13 protein-coding genes are annotated in these 21,652 nt (G+C 64.0%); 6 read left to right on the top strand and 7 right to left on the bottom strand.

From position 1 onward, the window contains the following. Positions 1–273 precede the first annotated feature (273 nt). Together FAZ97_RS31070 and FAZ97_RS31075 are read left to right on the top strand one after the other, a co-directional pair. Positions 274–9,837 carry a YDG domain-containing protein gene (locus tag FAZ97_RS31070; RefSeq protein ID WP_158762622.1) on the top strand — a complete coding sequence of 3,188 codons (9,564 nt, stop codon included), beginning with the start codon at positions 274–276 and terminating at the stop codon, positions 9,835–9,837. Positions 9,838–9,899: 62 nt separating this feature from the next. Then, positions 9,900–11,600 (top strand): ShlB/FhaC/HecB family hemolysin secretion/activation protein, encoded by a 1,701-nt coding sequence (locus tag FAZ97_RS31075; protein ID WP_158762623.1) that lies wholly within the window; start codon positions 9,900–9,902, stop codon positions 11,598–11,600. Here FAZ97_RS31075 and FAZ97_RS31080 read toward each other — a convergent pair. From FAZ97_RS31080 to FAZ97_RS31090, 3 genes are all read right to left on the bottom strand, one after another. Continuing rightward, positions 11,542–12,144, bottom strand: coding sequence for a hypothetical protein (locus FAZ97_RS31080; protein WP_233271987.1), 603 nt, complete (start codon positions 12,142–12,144; stop codon positions 11,542–11,544). The two genes, FAZ97_RS31075 and FAZ97_RS31080, sit on opposite strands and share 59 nt — an antisense overlap. 114 nt (positions 12,145–12,258) lie before the next feature. Further along, positions 12,259–12,807: a hypothetical protein gene (locus FAZ97_RS31085; RefSeq protein ID WP_233271988.1), complete on the bottom strand. Its 549-nt coding sequence runs from the start codon at positions 12,805–12,807 to the stop codon at positions 12,259–12,261. 19 nt (positions 12,808–12,826) lie between these two features. After that, the gene (locus FAZ97_RS31090; protein ID WP_158762624.1) at positions 12,827–13,600 is read right to left on the bottom strand and encodes a DUF2092 domain-containing protein; all 774 of its coding nucleotides are present in this window, start codon (positions 13,598–13,600) and stop codon (positions 12,827–12,829) included. Between the two features lie 416 nt (positions 13,601–14,016). Here FAZ97_RS31090 and FAZ97_RS31095 point away from each other — a divergent pair, with 416 nt between their 5' ends. Then, complete coding sequence (locus FAZ97_RS31095) at positions 14,017–14,385, top strand: response regulator (RefSeq protein WP_158762625.1); 369 nt, start codon at positions 14,017–14,019, stop codon at positions 14,383–14,385. 32 nt (positions 14,386–14,417) lie between these two features. Here FAZ97_RS31095 and FAZ97_RS31100 read toward each other — a convergent pair whose 3' ends face one another. Then, on the bottom strand, positions 14,418–14,828 hold the full coding sequence (locus FAZ97_RS31100; protein ID WP_158762626.1) for a hypothetical protein: 411 nt from the start codon (positions 14,826–14,828) through the stop codon (positions 14,418–14,420). Positions 14,829–15,249: 421 nt separating this feature from the next. Between FAZ97_RS31100 and FAZ97_RS31105 the strand changes: the two genes are divergently transcribed. Then, complete coding sequence (locus FAZ97_RS31105) at positions 15,250–15,855, top strand: response regulator transcription factor (RefSeq protein WP_158762627.1); 606 nt, start codon at positions 15,250–15,252, stop codon at positions 15,853–15,855. 208 nt (positions 15,856–16,063) lie between these two features. On the opposite strand, the gene FAZ97_RS31110 is transcribed toward FAZ97_RS31105, so the two are convergent. After that, complete coding sequence (locus FAZ97_RS31110; protein ID WP_158762628.1) at positions 16,064–16,471, bottom strand: hypothetical protein; 408 nt, start codon at positions 16,469–16,471, stop codon at positions 16,064–16,066. Between the two features lie 216 nt (positions 16,472–16,687). Between FAZ97_RS31110 and FAZ97_RS31115 the strand changes: the two genes are divergently transcribed. Both FAZ97_RS31115 and FAZ97_RS31120 read left to right on the top strand, forming a co-directional pair. Further along, positions 16,688–17,725 (top strand): hypothetical protein, encoded by a 1,038-nt coding sequence (locus FAZ97_RS31115; RefSeq protein ID WP_233271989.1) that lies wholly within the window; start codon positions 16,688–16,690, stop codon positions 17,723–17,725. Between the two features lie 110 nt (positions 17,726–17,835). After that, complete coding sequence (locus FAZ97_RS31120; protein WP_158762629.1) at positions 17,836–18,969, top strand: transporter substrate-binding domain-containing protein; 1,134 nt, start codon at positions 17,836–17,838, stop codon at positions 18,967–18,969. 71 nt (positions 18,970–19,040) lie between these two features. Here FAZ97_RS31120 and FAZ97_RS31125 read toward each other — a convergent pair whose 3' ends face one another. After that, positions 19,041–19,505 (bottom strand): hypothetical protein, encoded by a 465-nt coding sequence (locus tag FAZ97_RS31125; protein WP_233271990.1) that lies wholly within the window; start codon positions 19,503–19,505, stop codon positions 19,041–19,043. Positions 19,506–19,574: 69 nt separating this feature from the next. Then, positions 19,575–21,629 carry an alkyl/aryl-sulfatase gene (locus FAZ97_RS31130; RefSeq protein ID WP_158762630.1) on the bottom strand — a complete coding sequence of 685 codons (2,055 nt, stop codon included), beginning with the start codon at positions 21,627–21,629 and terminating at the stop codon, positions 19,575–19,577. Positions 21,630–21,652: the final 23 nt, after the last annotated feature.

Here is a 21,652-nt window from a genome sequence, read left to right on the forward strand (position 1 = left end):
CGTTCCCGAATCCCGTGCCGCATCATCCCGCGCTGTTACCGGCGATTGCCCCATCGGGCAACGGAATTGCCCTTAATCCCTATGGCAGCGTGGCGTCGAATTACCAAAACTTACACAACGCGCGACTGGGTTCGATGATTCGAACCCGGCAACCGGGTCCGGGCGGCGAGTCCCATGACGAGTGAGCGGCTTGGCGTGCGGCTCGTCATGTGTTTCGCCTGCGCCCACTGCCGGGTTGTCTGGTCCGGTACCACGCTGAGGATGGGCGATGCCATGAATCACATCTACCAGTTGTGCTGGAATCGGTCTCTCAGGCAATGGGTCGCCGTTTCGGAACTCGCGTGCCGGCATGCGGGCACAGGCGCTTGTCGAACCCGCAACGGTGCCCGGCGTCTTGTCGCGATCCTGCTTGCGGGTGCGCCTTTTCTGTGGGTGGGCGTGGCGTACGCAGCGGGCGGACCCAGCGGCGGCCAGATCGTTTCGGGCACCGGCACGATCCAGCAGTCGGGCTCGACGACCACGATCCAGCAAACCAGCCCGACGTTGCAGCTGAACTGGCGCAGCTTTAACGTCGGCGCGGGGCAGACGGTCGATTTCGTTCAGCCTGGCAGCAGTTCGGTCGCGGTCAACCGTATTCTCGGCAGCACGCCGAGCGCCGTCCTCGGCAACCTCAACGCTAACGGTCAGGTCTGGCTCATCAATCCCAATGGCGTGCTGTTCGGCCCGTCTGCGCGCGTGAACGTCGGCGGCATCGTGGCCTCCACGCTCGACGTCGACCCCGGCAGCCTCGGCAGCAATACCCGCCGCTTCAGCGGGAACGGCCAGGGCAGCGTCGTCAATCAGGGCACGATTACCGCGGCCGACGGCGGATATGTCGCACTCCTTGGCAATCGCGTATCCAATCAGGGGATTATCAGCGCGCGGCTCGGCACGGTCGCTCTGGCGGGGGGGAGCGCGGCAACGCTCACGTTCGACGGTTCGCGCCTCGTCCACATTCAGGTCGATGCGAGCACGCTCGACAATCTGGCCGAAAACCGGCAACTCATCGTGGCCGACGGCGGCCAGGTCATCATGACCGCTGGCGCGAAGGACGCGCTCCTTGCCAGCGCGGTCAACAACACCGGCAAGATTCGCGCCCAGACGGTGGAGGATCAAGCGGGCAAGATCGTGCTGCTGGGCGGCATGGCGGCGGGACAGGTCAACGTGGGCGGCACGCTCGACGCGAGCGCGCCGAACGGCGGCGACGGGGGCTCGATCGAAACCTCGGCGGCGCATTTCAACCTTGCGCCCGACGCGCACATCACGGCGGCGGCGCCGTTCGGGCGCGCCGGCACGTGGCTCGTCGACCCGACCGACCTGACCATCGACGCCAATGCGGCCAGCCAGATTTCGAGCACGCTGAACGGCGGCACGAACGTGGTGGAGCAGACAACGGCCACGGGCACGTCGGGCGCCGGCGTGCAGTCGCCGGGAGCGGGCGACATCAACGTCAACGCGGCCATTAGCTGGACCAATGCCGCCGCGAGCCTGACCCTCGATGCGCTCAACGCGATCTTCGTGAACGCGCCCGTGACCGGCGCGGGCGCCGTGACCATGCGGGCGGGCACAGGCAATCTGACGATCGCCTCGGGCGGCGCGGTGACGGGCGGCGCAGGCGTCGTGCTGGCGACGAATGCGAACCTCGTGAACAACGCGGGCAGCGCGGCCGTGAGCACGGGCACCTCGGCGCCCTGGCTGATCTACTCGAGCGACCCGCGGCTCGACACGGCGGGCGGCCTCACGCCTGCGTACATCCAGTACAACGCGCCCTACGGCACGACGCCGGCGGCTTCCGGCAACGGCTTTCTCTACAGCCTCGCGCCCACGATCACGCTGACCGGGCTCACGGGCAGCGTGACCAAGGTCTACGACGGCACGACCGCGGCACCCCTGACCAACGCGAATCTCGTGACCACGGGGCTCGTGAACGGCGATGTCGTCGCGAGCGCCACGGGTACCTATGCCACGTCCAACGCGGGCACGAACATCACCGTGAACTCGCCGACGACGTTCGCGGGCGTGGTCGTCAACACGTCGACCGGCCTTCCGGCTTACGGCTACCAGGCCAGAGGCACGGCCACGGCCGATATCGGCACGATCACGCCCGCGCCGCTCACGGTCAGCATCGTCAACGACCCGACCAAGGTGTACGACGGCACGACTTCGGCGCCGCTCACGGCAAGCAACTACAGCTTCACGGGCTTCGTGGCCGGGCAGGGCGCGAGCGTGAACCAGGCCAGTTCGGTTGCGTATGCAAGCGCGGATGCCGGCACGGGCATTGCGGTCAACGCGAGCTTCACATCGACCAATTTCGCGGCGAACACCGGCACCAACCTCGCGAACTACACGTTGCCGACCTCGGCGACGGGAACCGGCACCATTACGCCCGCGCCGCTCAACGTCACCGGGCTGATCGCCAGCAACAAGGTCTATGACGGCACGCGAGCCGCCACGGTCGACGCCAGCGACGCCGCGCTCTTCGGTGTCGTCAGTTCGGATAGCGGGCAGGTTTCGCTCGACACGAGCAACGCGGCGGGTCTGTTCGCCACGCCCAATGTGGGCAATGCGATTTCCGTGGCGCCCACGGGTCTCACGCTGACCGGCGCCAAGGCCGGCGACTATACGATCTCGGTGCCGGCCTACCTGAACGCCAACATCACGCCGAAGCTCCTGACCGTGACGGGCGTGACGGCGAACGACAAGGTGTACGACGCCACCACGACCGCGACGCTGAACGTCGGCGGTGCCGCGGTATCGGGAATCATTCCCGCCGACTCGGGCAACGTCACGCTTTCGTCGAGCAGTTCCACGGGTACCTTCAGCCAGTCCAACGTGGGCAACAACCTCGCTGTCTCGGTCGGCGGGCTGACGCTGTCCGGCACGGCGGCCGGCAACTATTCCATCGCGCCGATCACGGGGCTTGCCGCGAACATCACCCCGGCGCCACTGACGATCACGTTCCTGGGCTCGCCGACCAAGGTGTACGACGGCACGACAGCGGTCCAGCTCAATCAGTCGAACTACACGATTTCGGGCTTCGTGGGCGGCCAGAGCGCGACCATCGGCCAGGTGTCGGGGGGCTATGCGACGCAGCATGCGGGCACCAACATCCCGATCGACGCGACGCTCACCGCTTCCGATTTCGTGCCGGCGGCCGGCACGTCGATGTCGAACTACACGTTCCCGGCCACCGTGACCAGCACGAGCGGCGTCATCACGCCCGCGCCGGTCCAGGTGAGCATCATCAACAACCCGACCAAGGTCTACGACGGCACCGCTACCGCCTCGCTCAGCAGCAACAATTACCAGGTGACGGGAGCCATTCCCGGCGAGTTCATCTCCCTGAATCCCTACCCGCCGACGGGCGCGTACGCGACGCCCAACGTCGGTTATCAGGGCGTGAGCGCGACCATACCGGGCAGCGCCTACCAGGCCGGCCCGAACACGCTCCTCTCCGACTACGCGTTGCCGACCACCGCAACGGGCATGGGCACGATCGTGAAGCGGCCGATCAGCGGAGAGGTGACGGCGCAGATCAACGATAACCCGTCGAAGACCTACGACGGCAACACGATCGCCACGATTCCCGCGAGCGATTTCACGTTCACCGGGTTCGTGGGGACTGACAGCGCGACGGTCAATCAGACCATTACCGGCAACTATGCGACGAAAAACGCCGGGTCCCAGGCGGTAACGGCAAGTCTTACGCAATCCGAACTAACGGCCGGTGCCGGCACCGACCTCAACAACTATTCGTTCCCGATCTCGGCCTACGGCACGGGCACGATTCTGCCAGCGCCGCTCACGGTCGCGATCATCGGCCTTCCGAGGAAGGTCTACAACGGCACCACGCTCGCGCCGGTGGGCAGCAGCAACCTGCAGGTCATCGGCATGGTGAGCGGCGAGGGCGCCACGATTACGCCGACCACGCAGTTCAACTACGCGAGCGCGAACGCGGGCAACTGGATCGTTAGCGGGTCGCTCGTGCCGGGCAACTACACCGCCAACAGCGGCACGCTGCTCAGCAATTACCTGTTGCCCACCACGGCCTCGGGCCCGGGGATCATCACGCCGGCGCCGCTTTACGTCATCAACGCCCACGCGACCAACAAGGTCTACGACACGACCACCGCCGACACGCTCGATGTGAGCAGCGCGGCGCTCTCGGGCCTCGTGCCGTCCGACGCCGGCAACGTGACGCTCACCACGTCCACCTCGGGCACCTTCGCCCAGTCCAACGTCGGCAACGGCATTGCCGTGACGGCAAACGGCTTTAGCATTTCCGGCAGCGCGGCCAGCAATTACACGTTGCAGACCATCACCGGGCTGAGCGCGAATATCACGCCCGCGCCGCTCACCATCAACGGTGCGGTCGCGAACAACAAGGTCTACGACAGCACGACGGCCGCCACGATCAACACCGGCAACGTCACGCTCGCTGGCGTGCTCGGCAGCGACAACGTCACGCTCGCGTCGGGCAATGCGAGCGGACAGTTCAGTACGCCGAACGTGGGCACGAACCTGGCGGTCACCGCGAGCGGCTTCACCCTGAGCGGTGCGCAGGCGGGCAACTACAGCGTGTCGCAGCCGTCGAACCTGTTCGCGAACATCACGCCCGCGCCGCTCACGGTGACGATTACCGGCAACCCCATCAAGCAGTACGACGGCACGACGTCGGTCACGCTCGGTGCGTCCGACTTCACCATTACCGGCTTCGTGGGGAACCAGAGCGCGACTATCACGCAGACAGCCGCGAGCGGCTACTTCTCGCCGAATGTCGGCACGCATGTCGGCGTTAGCGCGACGCTCGAGCCACCGGACTATACGTCGCCGGTCGGCACGAACCTGTCGAACTACAGCCTGCCGACCCAGGCCACCGGCACGCTCGGCGAAATCACGGCCAAGATCATCAACCTGACCGGCACGCGCGTGTACGACGCCACGACCGGCGCCAACGCGAATCTGTTCTCGAGCGCGGGCGTGATCGGCGGCGTCAATGGCGAGACGCTCACGCTCACCGGCACCGGTACGCTGACCAGCAAGAATGTGGGCACCCAGGTGCCGTTTTTGAATCTCGGCACGCTGGCGCTCGGCAACGGCACGGGCCTCGCGAGCAACTACACGCTCGCGGGCGGCACCGACTGGGTGACCATCACGCCCGCCATGCTCACGGTGCTCAATACCGCCGCTGCGAACAAGGTCTATGACGGCAATGCCAACGCGGCGCTCTCGGGTGCAACGCTGTATGGCGTGCTGGGTTCGGACCAGGTGACCTTGGGCAATGACACCGTCGGTCAGTTCAATAACAAGAACGTGGGCAACGCCAAGCCGGTATCCACGAGCATGACCGTTTCGGGCACGGACGCGGCGAACTACACCCTCGTTCAGCCGACGGGAATTATCGCGAACATCACGCCGCTGGGCATCACGGTCACGGCCACCGGCATCGACAAGTACTACGACGCCACCACGGGTGCGAATGTCAACCTCACCAACTCGCCGTTGATTGCGGGCGACAACCTGACTTTTAGCTATTCGGCCAGTTTCTCCCAGGCCAACGTCGGGCAAAACCTGCCGGTGACGGTCACGGGCATCACCGCGACGGGCGCCAATGCCGGCAATTACACGCTGAACAACACGACGGCGAATACCACGGCCAACATCCTGGCCCGCATCATCAATCTGCAGGGCACGCGCGTCTACGACTCAACGACCAACGCGAACTCGAGCGTGTTCGCACCGGGTGGTACGCTCGCCACCGGCGTCAACGGCGAGACGCTTACGCTGACCGGCGCCGGCACGCTTGACAACAAGAACGTGGGCAATGCGAAGCCGTTCGCCAGTTTCGGCTCGCTCGCGCTCGGCAACGGCACCGGCCAGGCCAGCAACTACACGCTCGTGGGCGGCACCGACTGGTTGACGGTCACGCCCTTCACGCTAACCGTGAGTGGCACCGTTGCTGACAACAAGGTCTATGATGGAACCACCGTGGCGACCATCCACGACTCGGTGCTCAACGGCGTGTTCAGTGGCGACCAGGCGGCGCTGACCAACACCACCAACGGCACGTTCGCCACCAAGAACGTCGGCGACAACATCCCGGTTGCGACCAGCTTCGGCCTGAGCGGCGCTGATTCGGGCAACTACGTCGTGCAGCAGCCCAGCGGCATCACCGCCGACATCACGGCATTGCACATTGCCGTGGCCACCGCGACCGGGCAAAACAAGGTCTACGATGCCAACACGTCGGCCACGGTTGCCCTTACGAGCGCTCAGGTGGCGCCGGGCGACCAGGTGACATTCAGCGACGCCTCGGCGCTTTTCGTCACGCCGAATGTAGGCAACGGCATTACCATCAACGTGGCCGGCATCACCATGAGCGGCGCCGATGCCACGAATTACGTGCTGGACAACAGCACCGCCACGACGAGCGCCAACATCACGCCATTCGTGCTGAGCCTGACCGGCTCGCGCGTCTACAACGCCACGACCAGCGCCGACGCAAACCTGTTCAGCGGCGGCACGCTCGCCGGCGTGAACGGCGAGACGGTGACCCTGAGCGGCTCAGGCGTGCTGAATAACAAGAACGTCGGCACCCAGAAGCCGTTTTCGCAGGGCACGCTTGCGCTCGGCAACGGCAGCAACGGCGGTCTCGCCACCAACTACACGCTCGCAGGCGGCACCGACTGGCTGACGGTCACGCCCGCCGCGCTGAGCGTGACCGGCACCACCGCCGACAACAAGGTCTACGACGGCAACACCAATGCGACCCTCCACAACTCGGCGCTTAGCGGCGTGTTCGGCGGCGATCAGGTCACGCTGACCAACACCGCGACGGGCCAGTTCGCCAGCCCGAACGTCAACAATGGCATCGCGGTCTCCACCAGCTTCGAACTGAGCGGCACGGATGCGGGCAACTACACCTTGACGCAACCCACGGGCGTCACGGCGAACATCACACCCTACGTGCTGACCCTGCAGGGTACGCGTGTATACGACGGAACGGCTGGCGCCAATGCCACGCTGTTTGGCGCGAACGGCGTGCTCACCGGCGCGAATAGCGAAACGCTCACGCTCTCCGGCACCGGCACGCTCTCCTCGCCGAATGTCGGCACCCAGGTGCCGTTCGCCGCGAACGGCCTCTCCGGCTACACGCTCACAGGCAACGGCAGTGCGCAAGCGAGCAACTACACGCTTGCCGGCGGCGTGGACTGGGTGACCATCGCCCCCTACGTGCTGAACCTGACCGGCTCGCGCGTCTACAACGCCACGACCAGCGCCGACGCAAACCTGTTCAGCGGCGGCACGCTCGCCGGCGTGAACGGCGAGACGGTCACCCTGAACGGCTCGGGAGTGCTGAACAACAAGAACGTCGGCACCCAGAAGCCATTTTCGCTGGGCACGCTTGCGCTCGGCAACGGCAGCAACGGCGGCCTCGCCACCAACTACACGCTCGCAGGCGGCACCGACTGGCTGACGGTCACGCCCGCCGCGCTGAGCGTGACCGGCACCACTGCCGGCAACAAGGTCTACGACGGCAACACCAACGCGACCCTCCACAATTCGACGCTCAGCGGTGTGCTCGGCAGCGACGCGGTTGCCCTGACCAACGCCACCACCGGCCAGTTCGCCAGCCCGAACGTCAACAATGGCATCGCCGTTACCACCAGCTTCGGGCTGAGCGGCGCGGATGCGGGCAACTACACCTTGACGCAGCCCGCGGGCCTCACGGCGAACATTACGCCCTATACGCTGGTCCTGCAGGGCACGCGCGTATACGACGGCACCACGGGCGCGGCCGCCGCCCTGTTCGGCGCGAACGGCGTGCTAACCGGCGTGAACGGTGAAACGCTCACGCTCTCCGGCACGGGCACGCTCGCGAGCAAGAACGTGAACGCGCAGCAGCCGTTCGCGGCGAACGGTCTCGCCGGCTACACGCTCAGCGGCAACAATGGGGCGCTGGGGAGCAACTACACGCTGGGCAGCGGCGTGGGCGACTGGGTCAATATCACGCCGAAGCCGGTGACGATCTCGGCCGTGGGCGAGAACAAGGTCTACGACGGCACCACGACGGCGCAGCTCAGCAGCTTCACCGTGAACGGCCTCGTGGCGGGCGACAACGCGACGGTAGGCTACAACTCGGCGAACTTCCTCACGCCCAACGTCGGTACGGCCATTCCGATCACGGTGGGGCTCTACGGCAACGGCACGGACATCAGCAACTACACGTTCGGCAGCCGGGTCATCACGACGAGCGCGGACATCACCCCGCGCGCACTGACGATCACGGCCAGCGCGCAGAACAAGACCTACGACGCGACCACCACAGCGGTGCTCAACGGGTTGACCGTGAGCGGCCTCGTGGCGGGCGACACAGCCTCCTTCACGGCCGGCAGTGCGAACTTCGCCACGGCCAACGCGGGCAACGGCATCGCGGTCAACGTGGCAGGCATCCTGGGCACGGGCAGCGATCTCTCGAACTACACGTACAACACGTCGGCGGTCACGAGCGCGAATATTCTGCCGTTCGTCCTGAACCTCACGGGCACCCGCGTCTACAACGGCACGAGCCAGGCCGACGCAAACCTGTTCGGCAACAACGGCGTGCTCACAGGCGTCGATGGACAGACGCTGACGCTTACCGGTTACGGCAATCTTCTGAATCGCGACGCCGGGCAGAGCAAGCCGTTCGCGCTGGGCGCGCTCAACGGCTTCCGGCTCGCCGGCAACGGTTCGACGCTTGCCAGCAACTACACGCTCGTCGGCGGCGTGGACTGGCTGACCATTACGCCGCTTGCGATTACCGTGACCGCGACGGGCACGAGCAAGACTTACGACGGCACGCGCACCGCCTCGGTCGGCCTCGCGAGCAACGGCGTGCTGAGCGGCGACAGCGTGAGCTTCAGCGCGCAGTCCTCGAACTTCGTCACGCCGAATGCCGGCAACGGCATTCCCATTCTCGTGACGGGCATTGCGGGCAGCGGCGCGGACGCCGGCAACTACACGTTCAACACGGTGGCGACCACGTCGGCGAACATCGCGCCGGTCGTGCTCGATCTCAAGGGCAGCCGCGTGTACGACACGACCACGGGCGCTGCGGCGAGCCTGTTTGGCGCGAATGGCGTGCTCCAGGGCGTGAATGGGGAGACGCTCACGCTTTCGGGCAGCGGGACGCTCGCCACGAAGAACGTTGGCAACCAGATCGCATTCGTACCCGGCGGAACCGGCGGCTATACGCTGACCGGCAATGGCGCGGCGCTCGCGGGCAACTACACGCTGGCGGGCGGCGTGGACTGGGTGACGGTCACGCCAGCGCCGCTCGTCGTGGTGGACACGCACACGACCAACCGGACCTATGACGGCACCGTGCTCGACGCGCTCTCGGGCGCGACGCTTTCCGGCGTGCTCGGAAACGACAGCGTGACGCTCGGCAACAGCGCCACCGGCTATTTCAACGATCCGGCCATCGGTTTCAACAAGCCGGTCAGCACGGCGATGACCGCCAGCGGCGCCGACTCGGGCAACTACGTGCTCGTGCAGCCAACCGGACTGACGGCCGACATCATCACGCCGGTCGCGCCGGTGCCCTCGGGCACGCTCGCGAGCGTCCAGGCGCCGCTCGCACCGAACGACGTGGCGACGCCGTATGGCACCGCTTCCGACACCGCGCAGGGCGGCTACGCGGGCAACCAGAAGCAGGAGGACCATCCCAACGAGCGCAATCTGGCGCGCGCGGACTTCCATCCGGGACTCGCGCTCACGGTGCTCAACGGCGGGGTACGGCTGCCGACGAATTGACGCCTCCGAGTGGAGGAGAACAACAACACGCGCGCGCAAGCGCCCCACGACATCTTCATGCCATGATCGAGATTCGCCCGAAGCGCCTGTGCAGAACACGAATCAGTCTCGCCGTCGCGCTCGCCGCGACGGCCTTTGCGGCACACGCGCAAGTGCGGGTGCCGACACCGCCGAATAGCGGTCAGTTGCTTCAGCAGGCGCCGCAGCCCCAGTTGCAGCCGCCGCCCTCGAACCTCGACCTCACGATCCAGCCGCCGCAAGCCGCGCCGGCGGACAACACGAAGACGTTCCCGGTGCGCCAGATCGAGATCACGGGCAACACGCAATTGCCCACCGACATGCTGCACGCCGTAGTCGCGCCGAGCGAGGGGAAGAACCTCACGTTGAGCGACCTCAACGCGCTCGCCGACAAGATTAGCGAGCTGTATCACCAGCACGGCTTCCCGCTGGCTACCGCTTATGTGCCCGCGCAGACGATCGAGAACGGCGTCGTGCGCATCGACGTGGCCGAAGCGCGCTATGGCGCGGTCTCGCTGAACAACCAGAGCCGCGTATCGGACCGTGTGCTGAATAACACGCTGGCGGCGCTGCAGTCGGGGCAGCCGGTGAGCGAGTTCGAGCTGGAGCGCACACTGCTGCTCATGCAGGACATTCCGGGCGCGATGGTGAGTTCGACGATGCGGCCAGGGCAGCAGGTTGGCACGTCGGATCTGCTCGTCGACGTGACGCCCCAGCAGCGCGTGACCGGCGACGCAGGCGTGGACAACTTTGGCGACCCCTATAGCGGACGCGTGCGGGGCAGCGGCAATCTGAACATCAACGGCCCGTTCAATCAGGGCGACCTGCTCGACTTCAGCGCGTTGACAACGGGCCCCGGCATGACCTACGGACGCATGGACTACCGCTACCTGCTCAACGGGCAAGGCACGACGCTCGGGGCCACCGTGTCGGGACTGAACTACCATTTGCGCAACGATCTCTCCGATCTCGACGCGCACGGTTCGGCCTTCGTTGGCGGCGTGGTGCTGGCGCAGCCGCTGATCCGCAATACGCAGGGCAATCTCTACGGGCAGATCGAATACGATTTCCGCAGGCTGAACGACAACATCGATATCATCGGACTCCAGAACGATCGCCACACGAACAGCGTGACCACCACGCTCGCGGGCGACCAGCTCGATTCGATGGGCGTGACCAATGGGCGAATCGCGCTGACCTACGGCGTGCTCGCGGCGAACAACCTGCAGACGGACATCATCGACCAGCTCGGCGCCGACACGGCGGGCCACTACGTGAAGCTCGCGCTGTCGGTATCGCGTCTGCAGCAGTTCACGCACAGCGATGCGCTGTACTTCGGCTTCTCGGGGCAGACGTCGAGCAAGAACCTCGACACCTCCGAGCAGTTCTACCTGGGCGGCCCCGATAGCGTGCGCGGCTACGACGTAGGCGTTTTGTCCGGCTCGCGCGGCTATCTGGCTACGATCGAATACCGGCACGACGCCGCGTTCCAGAACATTCCGGGTCTCTGGCAGTTTTCCGTGTTCGTCGACACAGGCTGGGTGCAGCAGTACAAGAACGTGTTCGTTCCCGGACCCAACACCGGCCAGTTGAGCAGCGCCGGTTTCGGCGTGCAATGGAACGGACCCTACAAGCTGCTGCTGAGCGCCAGTGTGGCCTTCCCGTTTGGCCGTACGCCGGACATACTCAGCGCGAACGCCAACACCTCCGTGCACTGCTGGGTGCAGTTGCGCAAGGCGTTCTAGGCGTGTAGCAGGGGAACGCGCCGCCTCGTTGCCATGAACGGCCCGGCGATGCTGGCAGCGGGCCGAAGAACATTCTTTTGAGCCGGCTCTTGCCGAGCGCGCGTGCCAGCTCTGCAATCACGCAGTAGTTGAAGACCAGCGTCACGAGCATCTGGATCGCCCAGAAGCGCGGCCAACTGATCTGAGCGAGCATTTCGTGGTTTGCAGCGGCGAAGCTGCCCGCTTCTTTCCAGAATTCGTAGAGGCGCTCCAGATAATGAATGGCGAGCGCGACGATCGTGTACATCAGCGTCTTCCAGGCGACGTTCCAGACGAGCGGTTTGTCGGGGAAGCGGTTGATGAAGGGCAGCATGTCGGCGAGCAGCACGGACTTGCCGAGGATGAGCGAGGTGATCAGCACGGACCCTGAGGTGGGCAACGCGATGCCGGTCTCCTTGACCATCAGCGTACGGACCAGCGCGATGATGTGGAGGATGATGAAGAAGATCGTTGGCGGTAAAACCTTCTTGAACTCTTCCTTGGCCTTTTCCGTCCACGAGCTCATGGTGTACTCCAGTCATCGGCGATGTGCGCGAGGGCACCGCCCGCGGGCGCATGGCCCGGGGCGGTGCGTAATGCTCGCGTCTACGCGTTACGCTGATGAATATGGCATGGCACGTCAATAGGGTGCGTTGACCACGACATACTGCGCCCCCTGCGGCTGATACCAGGTGCTGCCGCATTGCTGGTACACCATGCCGCCATAATTCACCGGCACGCAGTTGGCAGGCACCGAGTGGACGATGGAGCCGACCACCGCCGATGTCACCGCCACGGTGGCCGTGACGGCGGCCGCCGTGGCGACCGGGTGGTAATCGTCGTCCCAACCGCCGCGATGGTTGTCGTTCTGGACGTTCACATTGACGTTGCGATTCACGTTGACATTGCGATTCGCGTTGACATTGTTCACGCTCGTGTTGCGCACGTTGCGCGTGCGCGCGTCGGCGTTCACGTTGTTCACGGGCGGATGATTGGCGCGTGCGCCGCCGCCACCGCCGCCTGCGTGCATGCCGCCGCCACCGCCGCCTGCGTGCATGCCGCCACCGCCGCCGCCCGGGTGTACGCCGCCACCTCCGCCACCGCCCCTGAAGGCGTTCGCCGAAGGCGGCACCGTGAAGGCCATGCAGGCAGCGATCACGACAGGAAGAAGCCGGACGGGATTTCGCATGAGTGTGGTCTTCATGGGCCTACCCCTTGTTCTTGACGGGAACGATTTCGATCTTCTTCGCGCCAGCGGGCGGATGGAACGAGAACGTGGCGTCGTTGAAGGTGGCGTGCGTCGTCCAGTCGATGACCGAAGTGGACTGCGGGCGGGCGTCGTCGTCCCGGCGCGTGATCACGATCTTGCGCGGTAATGGACTTCCCCCGGCCTTGATCCAGATTTGCCAGTCAAGATCCTTCTGGCGGAACGCGTAGTGGTTACAGAGGTCCGAGCCGATATAGTCCTGGCCCGCGAACATGGCGGACTCGAACTGGTCGGCAGGCGCGTTGGGCGTTCCCCAGATGAACAGGTCGGCCAGCGGGAACTCCACGCCATAGTTCTCGTTCAGCTTGTCAATCAGTCCCGAGATCGTGCCGTCGAACGCAACGCTCGAGTAGAACTTCTGAGCCGGAGAAAAAAGCGTGACGGTTTTGCCGTCGAAAATGATCTCGCGCTGGCTTCGTGCGCTCGACATCGACGCGCGTATGCGGTGCGGCCGATCGACGTCTACGTCCGCCGTTGCCGTGTGCTGGAGCTTCTGGCCGTCTTCCAGCACGCGTTCGCCGGTGAGTTCGGTCGAAACGCTGAAGCGTTTGAGCGACTGGAGGTAGGCCCCCATCTTCTTCAGCGCTTCGACCGCCGCAGGATCGACTGGATTGGCGACACTGCTTGCCGCGACTGGCGCGGACGCCTGTGCGAAAACCTGTGGCGCAACGAGTGCGGCGGCCAGTATGGCCACGCATGTAACCCTTCTCTTCATCGTGTTCTCCCGGCATATGAGCGAGAAGCCGCAGAAACGTGAAAGCATCGTTTTAGCAGGCGCTTTTGCAGCGTCGAGCTGCGCGCTTGCAGTGCCTAATGTAATGGCCGGGATCGCGAAAGGGAAGGCTTCTGCCCGATATTGCCCAAAGGGGAAATGGAATTGCCCCAAGTCCCGATGTTGCAACTCGCGTAACGGCGTAATGCTCTATTGAAGGTCCGCGGCTAAAGCATGCTTCGTAGATGAGGTGGCGACGCGCGTCCCTCATTCGTTGCCTTCGCGGGCCGTTTATCCTGGTGCCAGATTGCATAGGATTGCAATGTAATCGAACGACTCCAGCGGAGCAGGCCACGACTCCCTATGGCGTTGCGCGCTCGTCTGTACAAGACTCGATGGACTGGCAAGGTGGGGGTCGTATGAACGTGATGCGGCAGATGATCGTGATCGTGGAGGACGATGCCGGCTTGCGGCGCGCGCTCGAGCGGCTGCTGCGGTATTCCGGCTTTCGCACGCGCTCGTTTCGCAGCGCCGAGGACGCGAATCTGTTCGAATCCGCCTCCACGGCGCGCTGCCTCGTGATCGACGTTCAACTGCCGGGCATATCGGGGCCAGCGTTCTACGATACGCTGCACGCGCCGCGCCCGCCCGCGGTGTTCATGACGGCGTATGACGGCGCGCGCACGCGCGGCGCCATCGAAAGCACGGGTGCGCACGCGCTACTGACCAAGCCATTTCCGGGCGAGGCGCTGGTCGAGGCGATTTCCAGGGCGACCGCAACGGCGTGATGCATGCGGGCTGCGGCACGCCGTGCCGATCGTTACGGTGCGCCTTGAAGTTCCCACGTCGCGTCGGCGTTCCGGCAGTATTGCGGTCTCAGCGTGAAGGGCTGGCCGCCGCCTTGCACCGTCACGACCACGTATCGGCACATTCTGTGATGCACGATCGAGGTGCCTTCCGGCGTGAGCGTTGCCTTGACTTCGGCGCGGTTGCCGGTCGCGTGATTGCTCCAGGCGCTTGTTTCGCCATCGTCGCGGGTGTTCAGCACCGCTTTGACCGTGCTGTTGAGCGCATCGATATCCTGCTGGTCGAGGCGGCCGCCCGGCGCGCGCTCAAGAAAGCCTGCGCTTGCCGACCACGCGGGCGATGCCGCGCAGGCCACCGCCAGCAGGCCGAGCGCGGCGAAGAGGTGCCTGCGGGCATTGCTTCCGATGGAGTCGTAGCACGACATGACCGTCTCCAGTAGCACGAACCGCCTCGTAGCGTGGACGCTGTTCGAGCGAACCCTGGTTCCCTGCGTGATTGTTTTCGCAATGCAACGGGACGGCCATCGGGATTTCGGGAAGCGATATTGCCCTCTCGGGCAATCCCGATTGACGCCTTCATACGGACACTCACGCGCTGCCAGGCATTTCACGCACAGCCAAGGAAAATGATACCGATTAAAAATGGCAATAATCGCCAATTAGTCAATTTTTCCGTATGAATCCGCAAAATCGGAGATGACGCCAATCACGCAAGGGTTGAAGAAAATTGCTATAAACCAATATAAGTTAGACGCATTCAAGTAGTCCGTTGCGGCGATAGCTCGCTGTGGTCAGTGCAGGAACCCGGAATTTCGTTGCATCGCACGATGAACGACGGAGAAAAGCGTGACTGATCCTGAACAGACGGTAATTCATATTATCGACGACGACGAGGCAATGCGGACTGCGTTGTCGCGGCTTCTCAGGAGTGCCGGCTTTCAGGCGCGTGCTTATGCTTCCGCCGGAGATTTTCTGGTGAGCGCCGTGGACAATCGCCCCGGCTGCATTCTTCTGGACCTCGAACTGGGCGGCCCGAGCGGGCTGGAGCTGCAGCAGGCGTTGCTGCGCGACTCGCGGGCGTTGCCTATCGTGTTCATGAGCGCGTACAGCGACGTGCCGCGCACGGTGAAAGCGATGAAGGCGGGCGCTGTCGATTTCCTGCTCAAGCCGTTCGAGCGGCAAACGCTGTTCGACGCGATCGGCGTGGCGTTGAACGCGTGCACGACGCACGCGCCCGCGCGGCACCCGGCTTCGGTGCAGCTTGCGGACCGCGAACAGGTTGTGTTGCGCGGCATCGCCGCCGGACTTCGAAACAAGCAGATCGCTGCGGAACTTGGATTGTCCGAACGCACCATCAAGTCGTGTCGTGCCGATCTGATGCGCAAGGTTGGCGCGACCTCACTCGCCGAGTTGCTGCGCCGCACTGAAACGATGGTCAGTTTGCCCGCGTAGAAGCATGAAAGACAAACGGCGCCGGGAATGTCTTTGATATTGACTGGCGCGCGAGGATTTTCAATTTACGGTGCATCGTTTAACCATTTTTTGCGCCCCATTATATTTTCGACTTGATAGCAAACGTATCAATTCAGAACATTCCGGCTCGCCACGCGGGTCGAATTCGAATTGACGACGGACCAGGGGCGGAGCAGGCGCGGCGCCATTAGTTCTTTTTCTGCAGTTGCCATTGCGCGTTGCCCGTTCGGCAGTAGCGCGGATTCAGATTGAGCGATTGCCCCTTAGCGTTGAGCACCACGTCGACCACGCGGCAAGTCCGATCGCCGGTCTTCGACGTGTCGCGAGGCGTCAACGTGGCGTCGATCTTCACGCCGTTGCCCAAGCCTTCATTCGTCCATTGGGCCGATTCTCCGTCGCTTTTCGAGTTCAGTGCGTCAATGGCCGCTTGCTTGACCGAGTCGATGTCTTTCTGCTTCATGTAACTGAGCGGTGTGTCGTGCAGAAACTCGAGGTTCGCGGCCAAGGCGGTGTGTACGTAGACGAGCAGGGCGCTGGCGGTTGCCGCGCGCGCCAGCGCTCTTGCTGACGAAGTCTTCCGGCTGTGCGGGATCATGGGTTTCTTCCTTGAGCATGGCTCGTTGGCGCGCTGCGAAGTCGAGTGTTGCTCAGGCAGCAAGCCGAAGCGATAGGGAGTTCGGGCAATCGGATTGCCCTTTGGTGCAATCTCGCGCGTAAGCCTTTTCTTTCGTTGGAGGCACCGTTAAATTACGCCCTGAAGGACGAACTGAAGGACGAATCGAGCGTCTCGCGCAAAGATGGAGAGCCCGAAATGATGCCGGCCATCGACACCAGGAGTCCGGGCGACACGCACAGTTCTGAAGCGCGGCCTTTCCGATGCGCGCATGTGACGACCGCGCACGCGTTCGGGGCCCTGGTGCTGGCAGCAAGCCAGTTGCTCATGCCAACTGCGGCGAAGGCGCAGACTTCATCTCTGCCCGAATTCACCGGACCCGATGTCCAAAAGCGCGCGAACGCCGTTCTTGCCTTGCTGTCCTTTACCGTCACGCCGGACCTCTCCGCGAGCACGCTCGGCATTCGCAACGGCTCCACTGGCGACCCCTCACTGAGCATGACGCAATTCGGCGGCGGTTTTACGCTGAGCCCAAGCTTTCCGCTGTACCTGGAAGGGGCGATCGGCGGGTCCCGCTACGACCCGACGTTCGTCGCCACGGACGGCCAGCAGGAGCGTGCGCTGCCCACCCGCTGGACCAACGTGGCGGCCACGGGCGGCATAGGCTGGGACTTCCCGCTCAACGAAAAGCGGGATCTCGTCATCCGGCCGATCTTCAACTTCTCGCTTGGCGAGGTGATCAGCGACGCGACCGCTGCGCAATTCCTCATCAACCGGAAAACCGACAGCAACATCAGCTTCATCCAGAACGGCAGGCTCAATGCCTACGGCCTTGGCGGTTCGCTGATGATCGGCTGGTATCCCCGTCAGGAGCCTTACGAGTTCGACCTCGAACTGCGCTATACCGACATTTATCTGCAGAGCTTCGGATCGTCGAGCGGCGTGCGCGGGACGGCGAATGCGCAGTCCACGAATATTTACGCGCGCTGGCGCGCGCCGACCGGGCTGCTCGCGCTCAACCGGCCGCTGCGCTATGTCCTCGAACTATCGCACTCCGACTACCTCGGAAGTCAGGCCGACATCCTCGGCTTCAATCAGCTTACGTCGCTCGGCGTAGGTATCGAAATCGACACCGGCGCCGTGACCAAGCTTTTCTCGCGCCTACGCATCGTCGCCCGCTACGCATTCGGCAAGGATGTGACGGGCGCTTCGCTCGGCCTCGCGCTCAGTTTCTGAGCGGTAGCGGTCATTGCCACGAATGCGCCGCTACCACCTGGAAAGGGTGTACGGTCCTTATACTGGATCTCATCGCCGCAACGCACGCAAGTCGCCTCTGGAGGGACGCCATGACGAAGCCGGCCTGGTGGCTGTTCACGCTCTGCCTGCTCCTGTTTGCGCCAGCAACGTCTGGCGCCGCTGCCGAAGCCGTACAGCCACCTCAAGCGGCGGCCGCCGCGCCAGCGAGCGCAAGCGCCGGGACAAGCGGCGCGCTGCGAGTGGCGATCGCCACGGTCGCGCCGTTCGTGTTGCCGGGGACGGCAACACCGGCCGGCTTCAGCATCGACATCTGGTATGAGATCGCGCGCCGCATGCACGTCGATTTCACATGGGATCTCGTCGCGCAGCAACCTGATCTGCTGACCGCCATTCAGCGTGGCGACGCAGACATCGCCATTGCCGCGATCACCATGACACCGGAACGCGAAAAGCGCGTCGACTTCTCGCTGCCGTATTTCGATTCCGGCTTGCAGATCATGGTGCGCGCGCAGAACGACAACTCGTTCATCGCGTCGCTGCGTTCGGTTCCCTGGCTTGCCCTCGCGGAGTTCCTCGCTGTCGCCGTCGTGATCGTCTTCATGCTCGCCAATCTCGTCTGGCTGATGGAGCGCCGCAACGATCCCAACTTCCAGAAGCCCTGGTTGCGCGCGGTCGGCGAAGGGCTCTGGGTGACCATGCTGATCATTGCGACGGGCGAGCACGGCGAGCGCGAAAGCGCGGGACTCTGGAAAAGGATACTGGTACCCGTGATGTGGCTGATCGGGGTGGTGCTGATCGCGCAGTTCACGGCGACCGTCACGTCATTCCAGACAGTGGCGCGACTGCAGTCGAACATCCGCGGGCCGGACGATCTTCCCGGCAAGAAGATCGGCACGGTGCCCGGCACGGTCGCGGCCCTGTACCTCAAGGAGCGAGGCTTGCCGTTCGTGAGCGTCGACACCGCTGCCGAAGGCTTCCAGATGCTGATGCGCGGCGACGTGCAAGCCATCGTCTACGATGCGCCAACGCTGCAATATTGGGCAGGGCGGCTTGGCAACGGGTCGCTTGCCGTAGTTGGCCCGATATTTTTGCCCGCGAAGTATGGGATCGCGGTCGCCAACGGCAGCCCGTTGCGCAAGACCATCAACGAGACCTTGCTCGGGATGTACCAGGACGGAACCTACGAGCAGATTTACCAGAAGTGGTTTTCCGCGAGCAAATAATCGCCGCCGCGTGAGCGGCGAAATTCACGCTTCGGCGCGACCGCGATCCTCATGCGGCCGCGCCGAAAGCGTCAGTGCGCGACGGCGGCAACTTCCGTAGCGTGGAACATCTGCGTTAGCGAGTCGACGTGGACCTGTGGGCCGTCAATCACGAAAAGCCCTTCGCGAAACGCGTGCTCAACGTCGAATCGGCCGGCCAGCCAGCCGCGCAACGCGGACTCGGACATGATGACGATATTGCTGCGTTTCGCCTCTTCCGTCGTCGTCACATCGGGGATCTCCGGAACGATGTCCGGATCGAAGCCTTCCGTGGTGGCGTGGAAAAAGCCCCAGGTATCGTTTTCGATGAGCAGGACATAAAAGTCGGGCAAATCCAGAAGACTCTTCTCTGCGTGCGCGCCTTCGATGCGCGCCTGCAGCAGGTTCAACGCCTCGACTGCGGCCATGCGCTTTCGCGCGGCAGCGAGCGCGCCCTCATCGACGTCGATGGCTTCGATCCGATCCGCCTCGATCGCTTTTCGCGTTGCGACGGCCACGCTCAGCGCGAGCGGGTGGCTGATACCGAATTCGATCTTGAACTCACAGACTGCGCACATGGCGGGACCTCACGGCGTGACGATGTTGAACCAGAAGTCGAAGGTGTCGAGCCACGAAACGAACTCGCCGAGTTTCTGGCTGTTGCCGTCGACTTTCACGTCGCCAGCCATCACGAGCTTCTGCATGTTGGTCTTGCCCATCATGATGTCGTTGAGGTTGGCGCGTGTCATCGTGACAGTCGCATCGGCCGCTTTCGAGGTCTTGTTCCTCGAATAGTGCAGCGCGCTGTTTTCGACGCCCAGCACATAGTTCTCTTTCGTATCGGTCAGGTTGAGGTTGAACTCGGCCGTTTTGCCGGCCGCGCGGTCGCCGTTGAGCCGGATGCCGAGGTAGTCGAGGAACATGTCGAGCGGCATGGCCTGGATCGTGTCCGGGCTTTGCGGCTGCGGGGCGGGCAGTTGCTGGATGCCTTTGCGCAGTTCCATCGCGCCGGTCAGATAGAAGTTGCGCCATGACGCCGATTCGGACTGGTAGCCCAGTTGCTCGTAGGTGTCGGCGAGGAGCTGCTTGGCGGCCGTGTTTTGCGGCTCCGCGAACACTACGTGATTCACGACTTCCGCGACCCAGCGGTAGTCGCCCTTGCTGTAATACCCGTGCGCCTTGCTGAGGACGGCGGCCGAGCCGCCCATGAACTCGACATAACGCTTGCCGGCGTCGGTCGGCGGCAGACGGTGCAGATTCGCCGGTACGCCGTCGAAGAAACCGAGGCGCAGGTTGTACTGTGCAACGGCGTCGTGATAGACCGTGCCGTAGTAGCCGCGGCAGAACCAGTGCTTCGCGAGGCTGTCGGGCAGCCGCATCGCTTCGCCGATCTCGAGCGGCGTCATGCCCTTGTTGGCCATGCGCAGCACCTGGTCGTGCATGTAGCGGTACATGTCGCGCTGCGCGCGCAGGAAGGCCACGACGCGATCGTTGCCCCACGTCGGCCAGTAGTGCGAGGCGAACACCACCTGCATGTCGTCGCCGAACATCTCGAGCGACGTCTGCAGGTATTTCGACCAGAGGAGGGCGTCGCGAACCTTGGCGCCGCGCAGCGTGTACAGATTGTGCAGCGTGTGGGTGGCGTCTTCCGCGGCGCAGAACGCCTTGTACTTCGGCAGATAGAACATGAACTCCGAAGGCGCTTCCGATTCCGGCGCCATCAGCACGACGACTTCCACGCCATCCAGCGTCAACTTCTGTCCGGTCTTTTCGGCGAACATGGAAGGGACGGCCAGCGTGATCGTGCCGACCGAAGTCGTCTTGCCAAGGCCGCCGTCGACAATGCCCGTGGGGCTGCGCGGCAGCAGCGAGCCGTACATGTAGCTGGCCCGGCGCCCCATTGCGTTCCCGGCGATGATGTTCTCGCCCACTGCCGCTTCGGTAAAGCCGGCGGGCGCCACGATCTGAACCTTGCCGGACTTCAGGTCGTCGTCGCTGACGAGCCCGCGTACGCCGCCGTAGTGATCCACGTGGCTGTGCGTATAGATGACGTGCGTGATGGGCTTGTCGCCAAGATGCGGAATGACGAGTTCCTTCCAGACCGCCGAGGACACGTCGGTCGTAATGAACGGGTCGACGACGATATAGCCGTGGTCGCCGCGAATGATGCTCATGACGGAAAGATCATAGCCGCGTACCTGCCAGATCCCGTCGACCACCATGAAGAGACCATGATTCATGTTGAGCTTGGCATTACGCCAGAGGCTCGGATTCACCGTGGGAGGCGCGTTGTTCTCCGGGCCGCCGCTGACGAATGCGAACTGCTGCAGGTCCCACGCCGGCGTGCCGTTTGCCTGCTTGATGACGACAGGCTCTGGCAGCGTGGCAATCAGTCCGCGTTTTGCGTCTTCGAAATCCTGGGTGTCCGCGAAATTGAGGAAGTCTGCGTATTGCTGGTTCAGCGCAATTGTCGCGGAGGATGCCGGCTTCGAAGCAGGGCTGGTTGGCGTTGCGGCGCCGGCAGCCTGCGCGAGCGTTTCGCCGACGACGCCGGACAGGCTGGTCGCCACGCCAGTGACGGCCACGTTCTTGAGGAATGCCCTTCGCCCGCCAGTCTTTGCTGCGTCATCCGGTTCAGACATGATCACCTCCGGTTTAGGGGGGG

It is taken from the genome of Paraburkholderia acidiphila (assembly GCF_009789655.1).
Classification (GTDB): domain Bacteria; phylum Pseudomonadota; class Gammaproteobacteria; order Burkholderiales; family Burkholderiaceae; genus Paraburkholderia; species Paraburkholderia acidiphila.

Coding starts and splice junctions, on each gene's coding strand:
- FAZ97_RS31070 (WP_158762622.1), top strand. CDS start 274: ATGAATCACATCTACCAGTTGTGCTGGAATCGGTCTCTCAGGCAATGG.
- FAZ97_RS31115 (WP_233271989.1), top strand. CDS start 16,688: ATGATGCCGGCCATCGACACCAGGAGTCCGGGCGACACGCACAGTTCT.
- FAZ97_RS31085 (WP_233271988.1), bottom strand. CDS start 12,807: ATGCGAAATCCCGTCCGGCTTCTTCCTGTCGTGATCGCTGCCTGCATG.
- FAZ97_RS31095 (WP_158762625.1), top strand. CDS start 14,017: ATGAACGTGATGCGGCAGATGATCGTGATCGTGGAGGACGATGCCGGC.
- FAZ97_RS31100 (WP_158762626.1), bottom strand. CDS start 14,828: ATGTCGTGCTACGACTCCATCGGAAGCAATGCCCGCAGGCACCTCTTC.
- FAZ97_RS31075 (WP_158762623.1), top strand. CDS start 9,900: ATGATCGAGATTCGCCCGAAGCGCCTGTGCAGAACACGAATCAGTCTC.
- FAZ97_RS31130 (WP_158762630.1), bottom strand. CDS start 21,629: ATGTCTGAACCGGATGACGCAGCAAAGACTGGCGGGCGAAGGGCATTC.
- FAZ97_RS31110 (WP_158762628.1), bottom strand. CDS start 16,471: ATGATCCCGCACAGCCGGAAGACTTCGTCAGCAAGAGCGCTGGCGCGC.
- FAZ97_RS31090 (WP_158762624.1), bottom strand. CDS start 13,600: ATGAAGAGAAGGGTTACATGCGTGGCCATACTGGCCGCCGCACTCGTT.
- FAZ97_RS31080 (WP_233271987.1), bottom strand. CDS start 12,144: ATGAGCTCGTGGACGGAAAAGGCCAAGGAAGAGTTCAAGAAGGTTTTA.
- FAZ97_RS31120 (WP_158762629.1), top strand. CDS start 17,836: ATGACGAAGCCGGCCTGGTGGCTGTTCACGCTCTGCCTGCTCCTGTTT.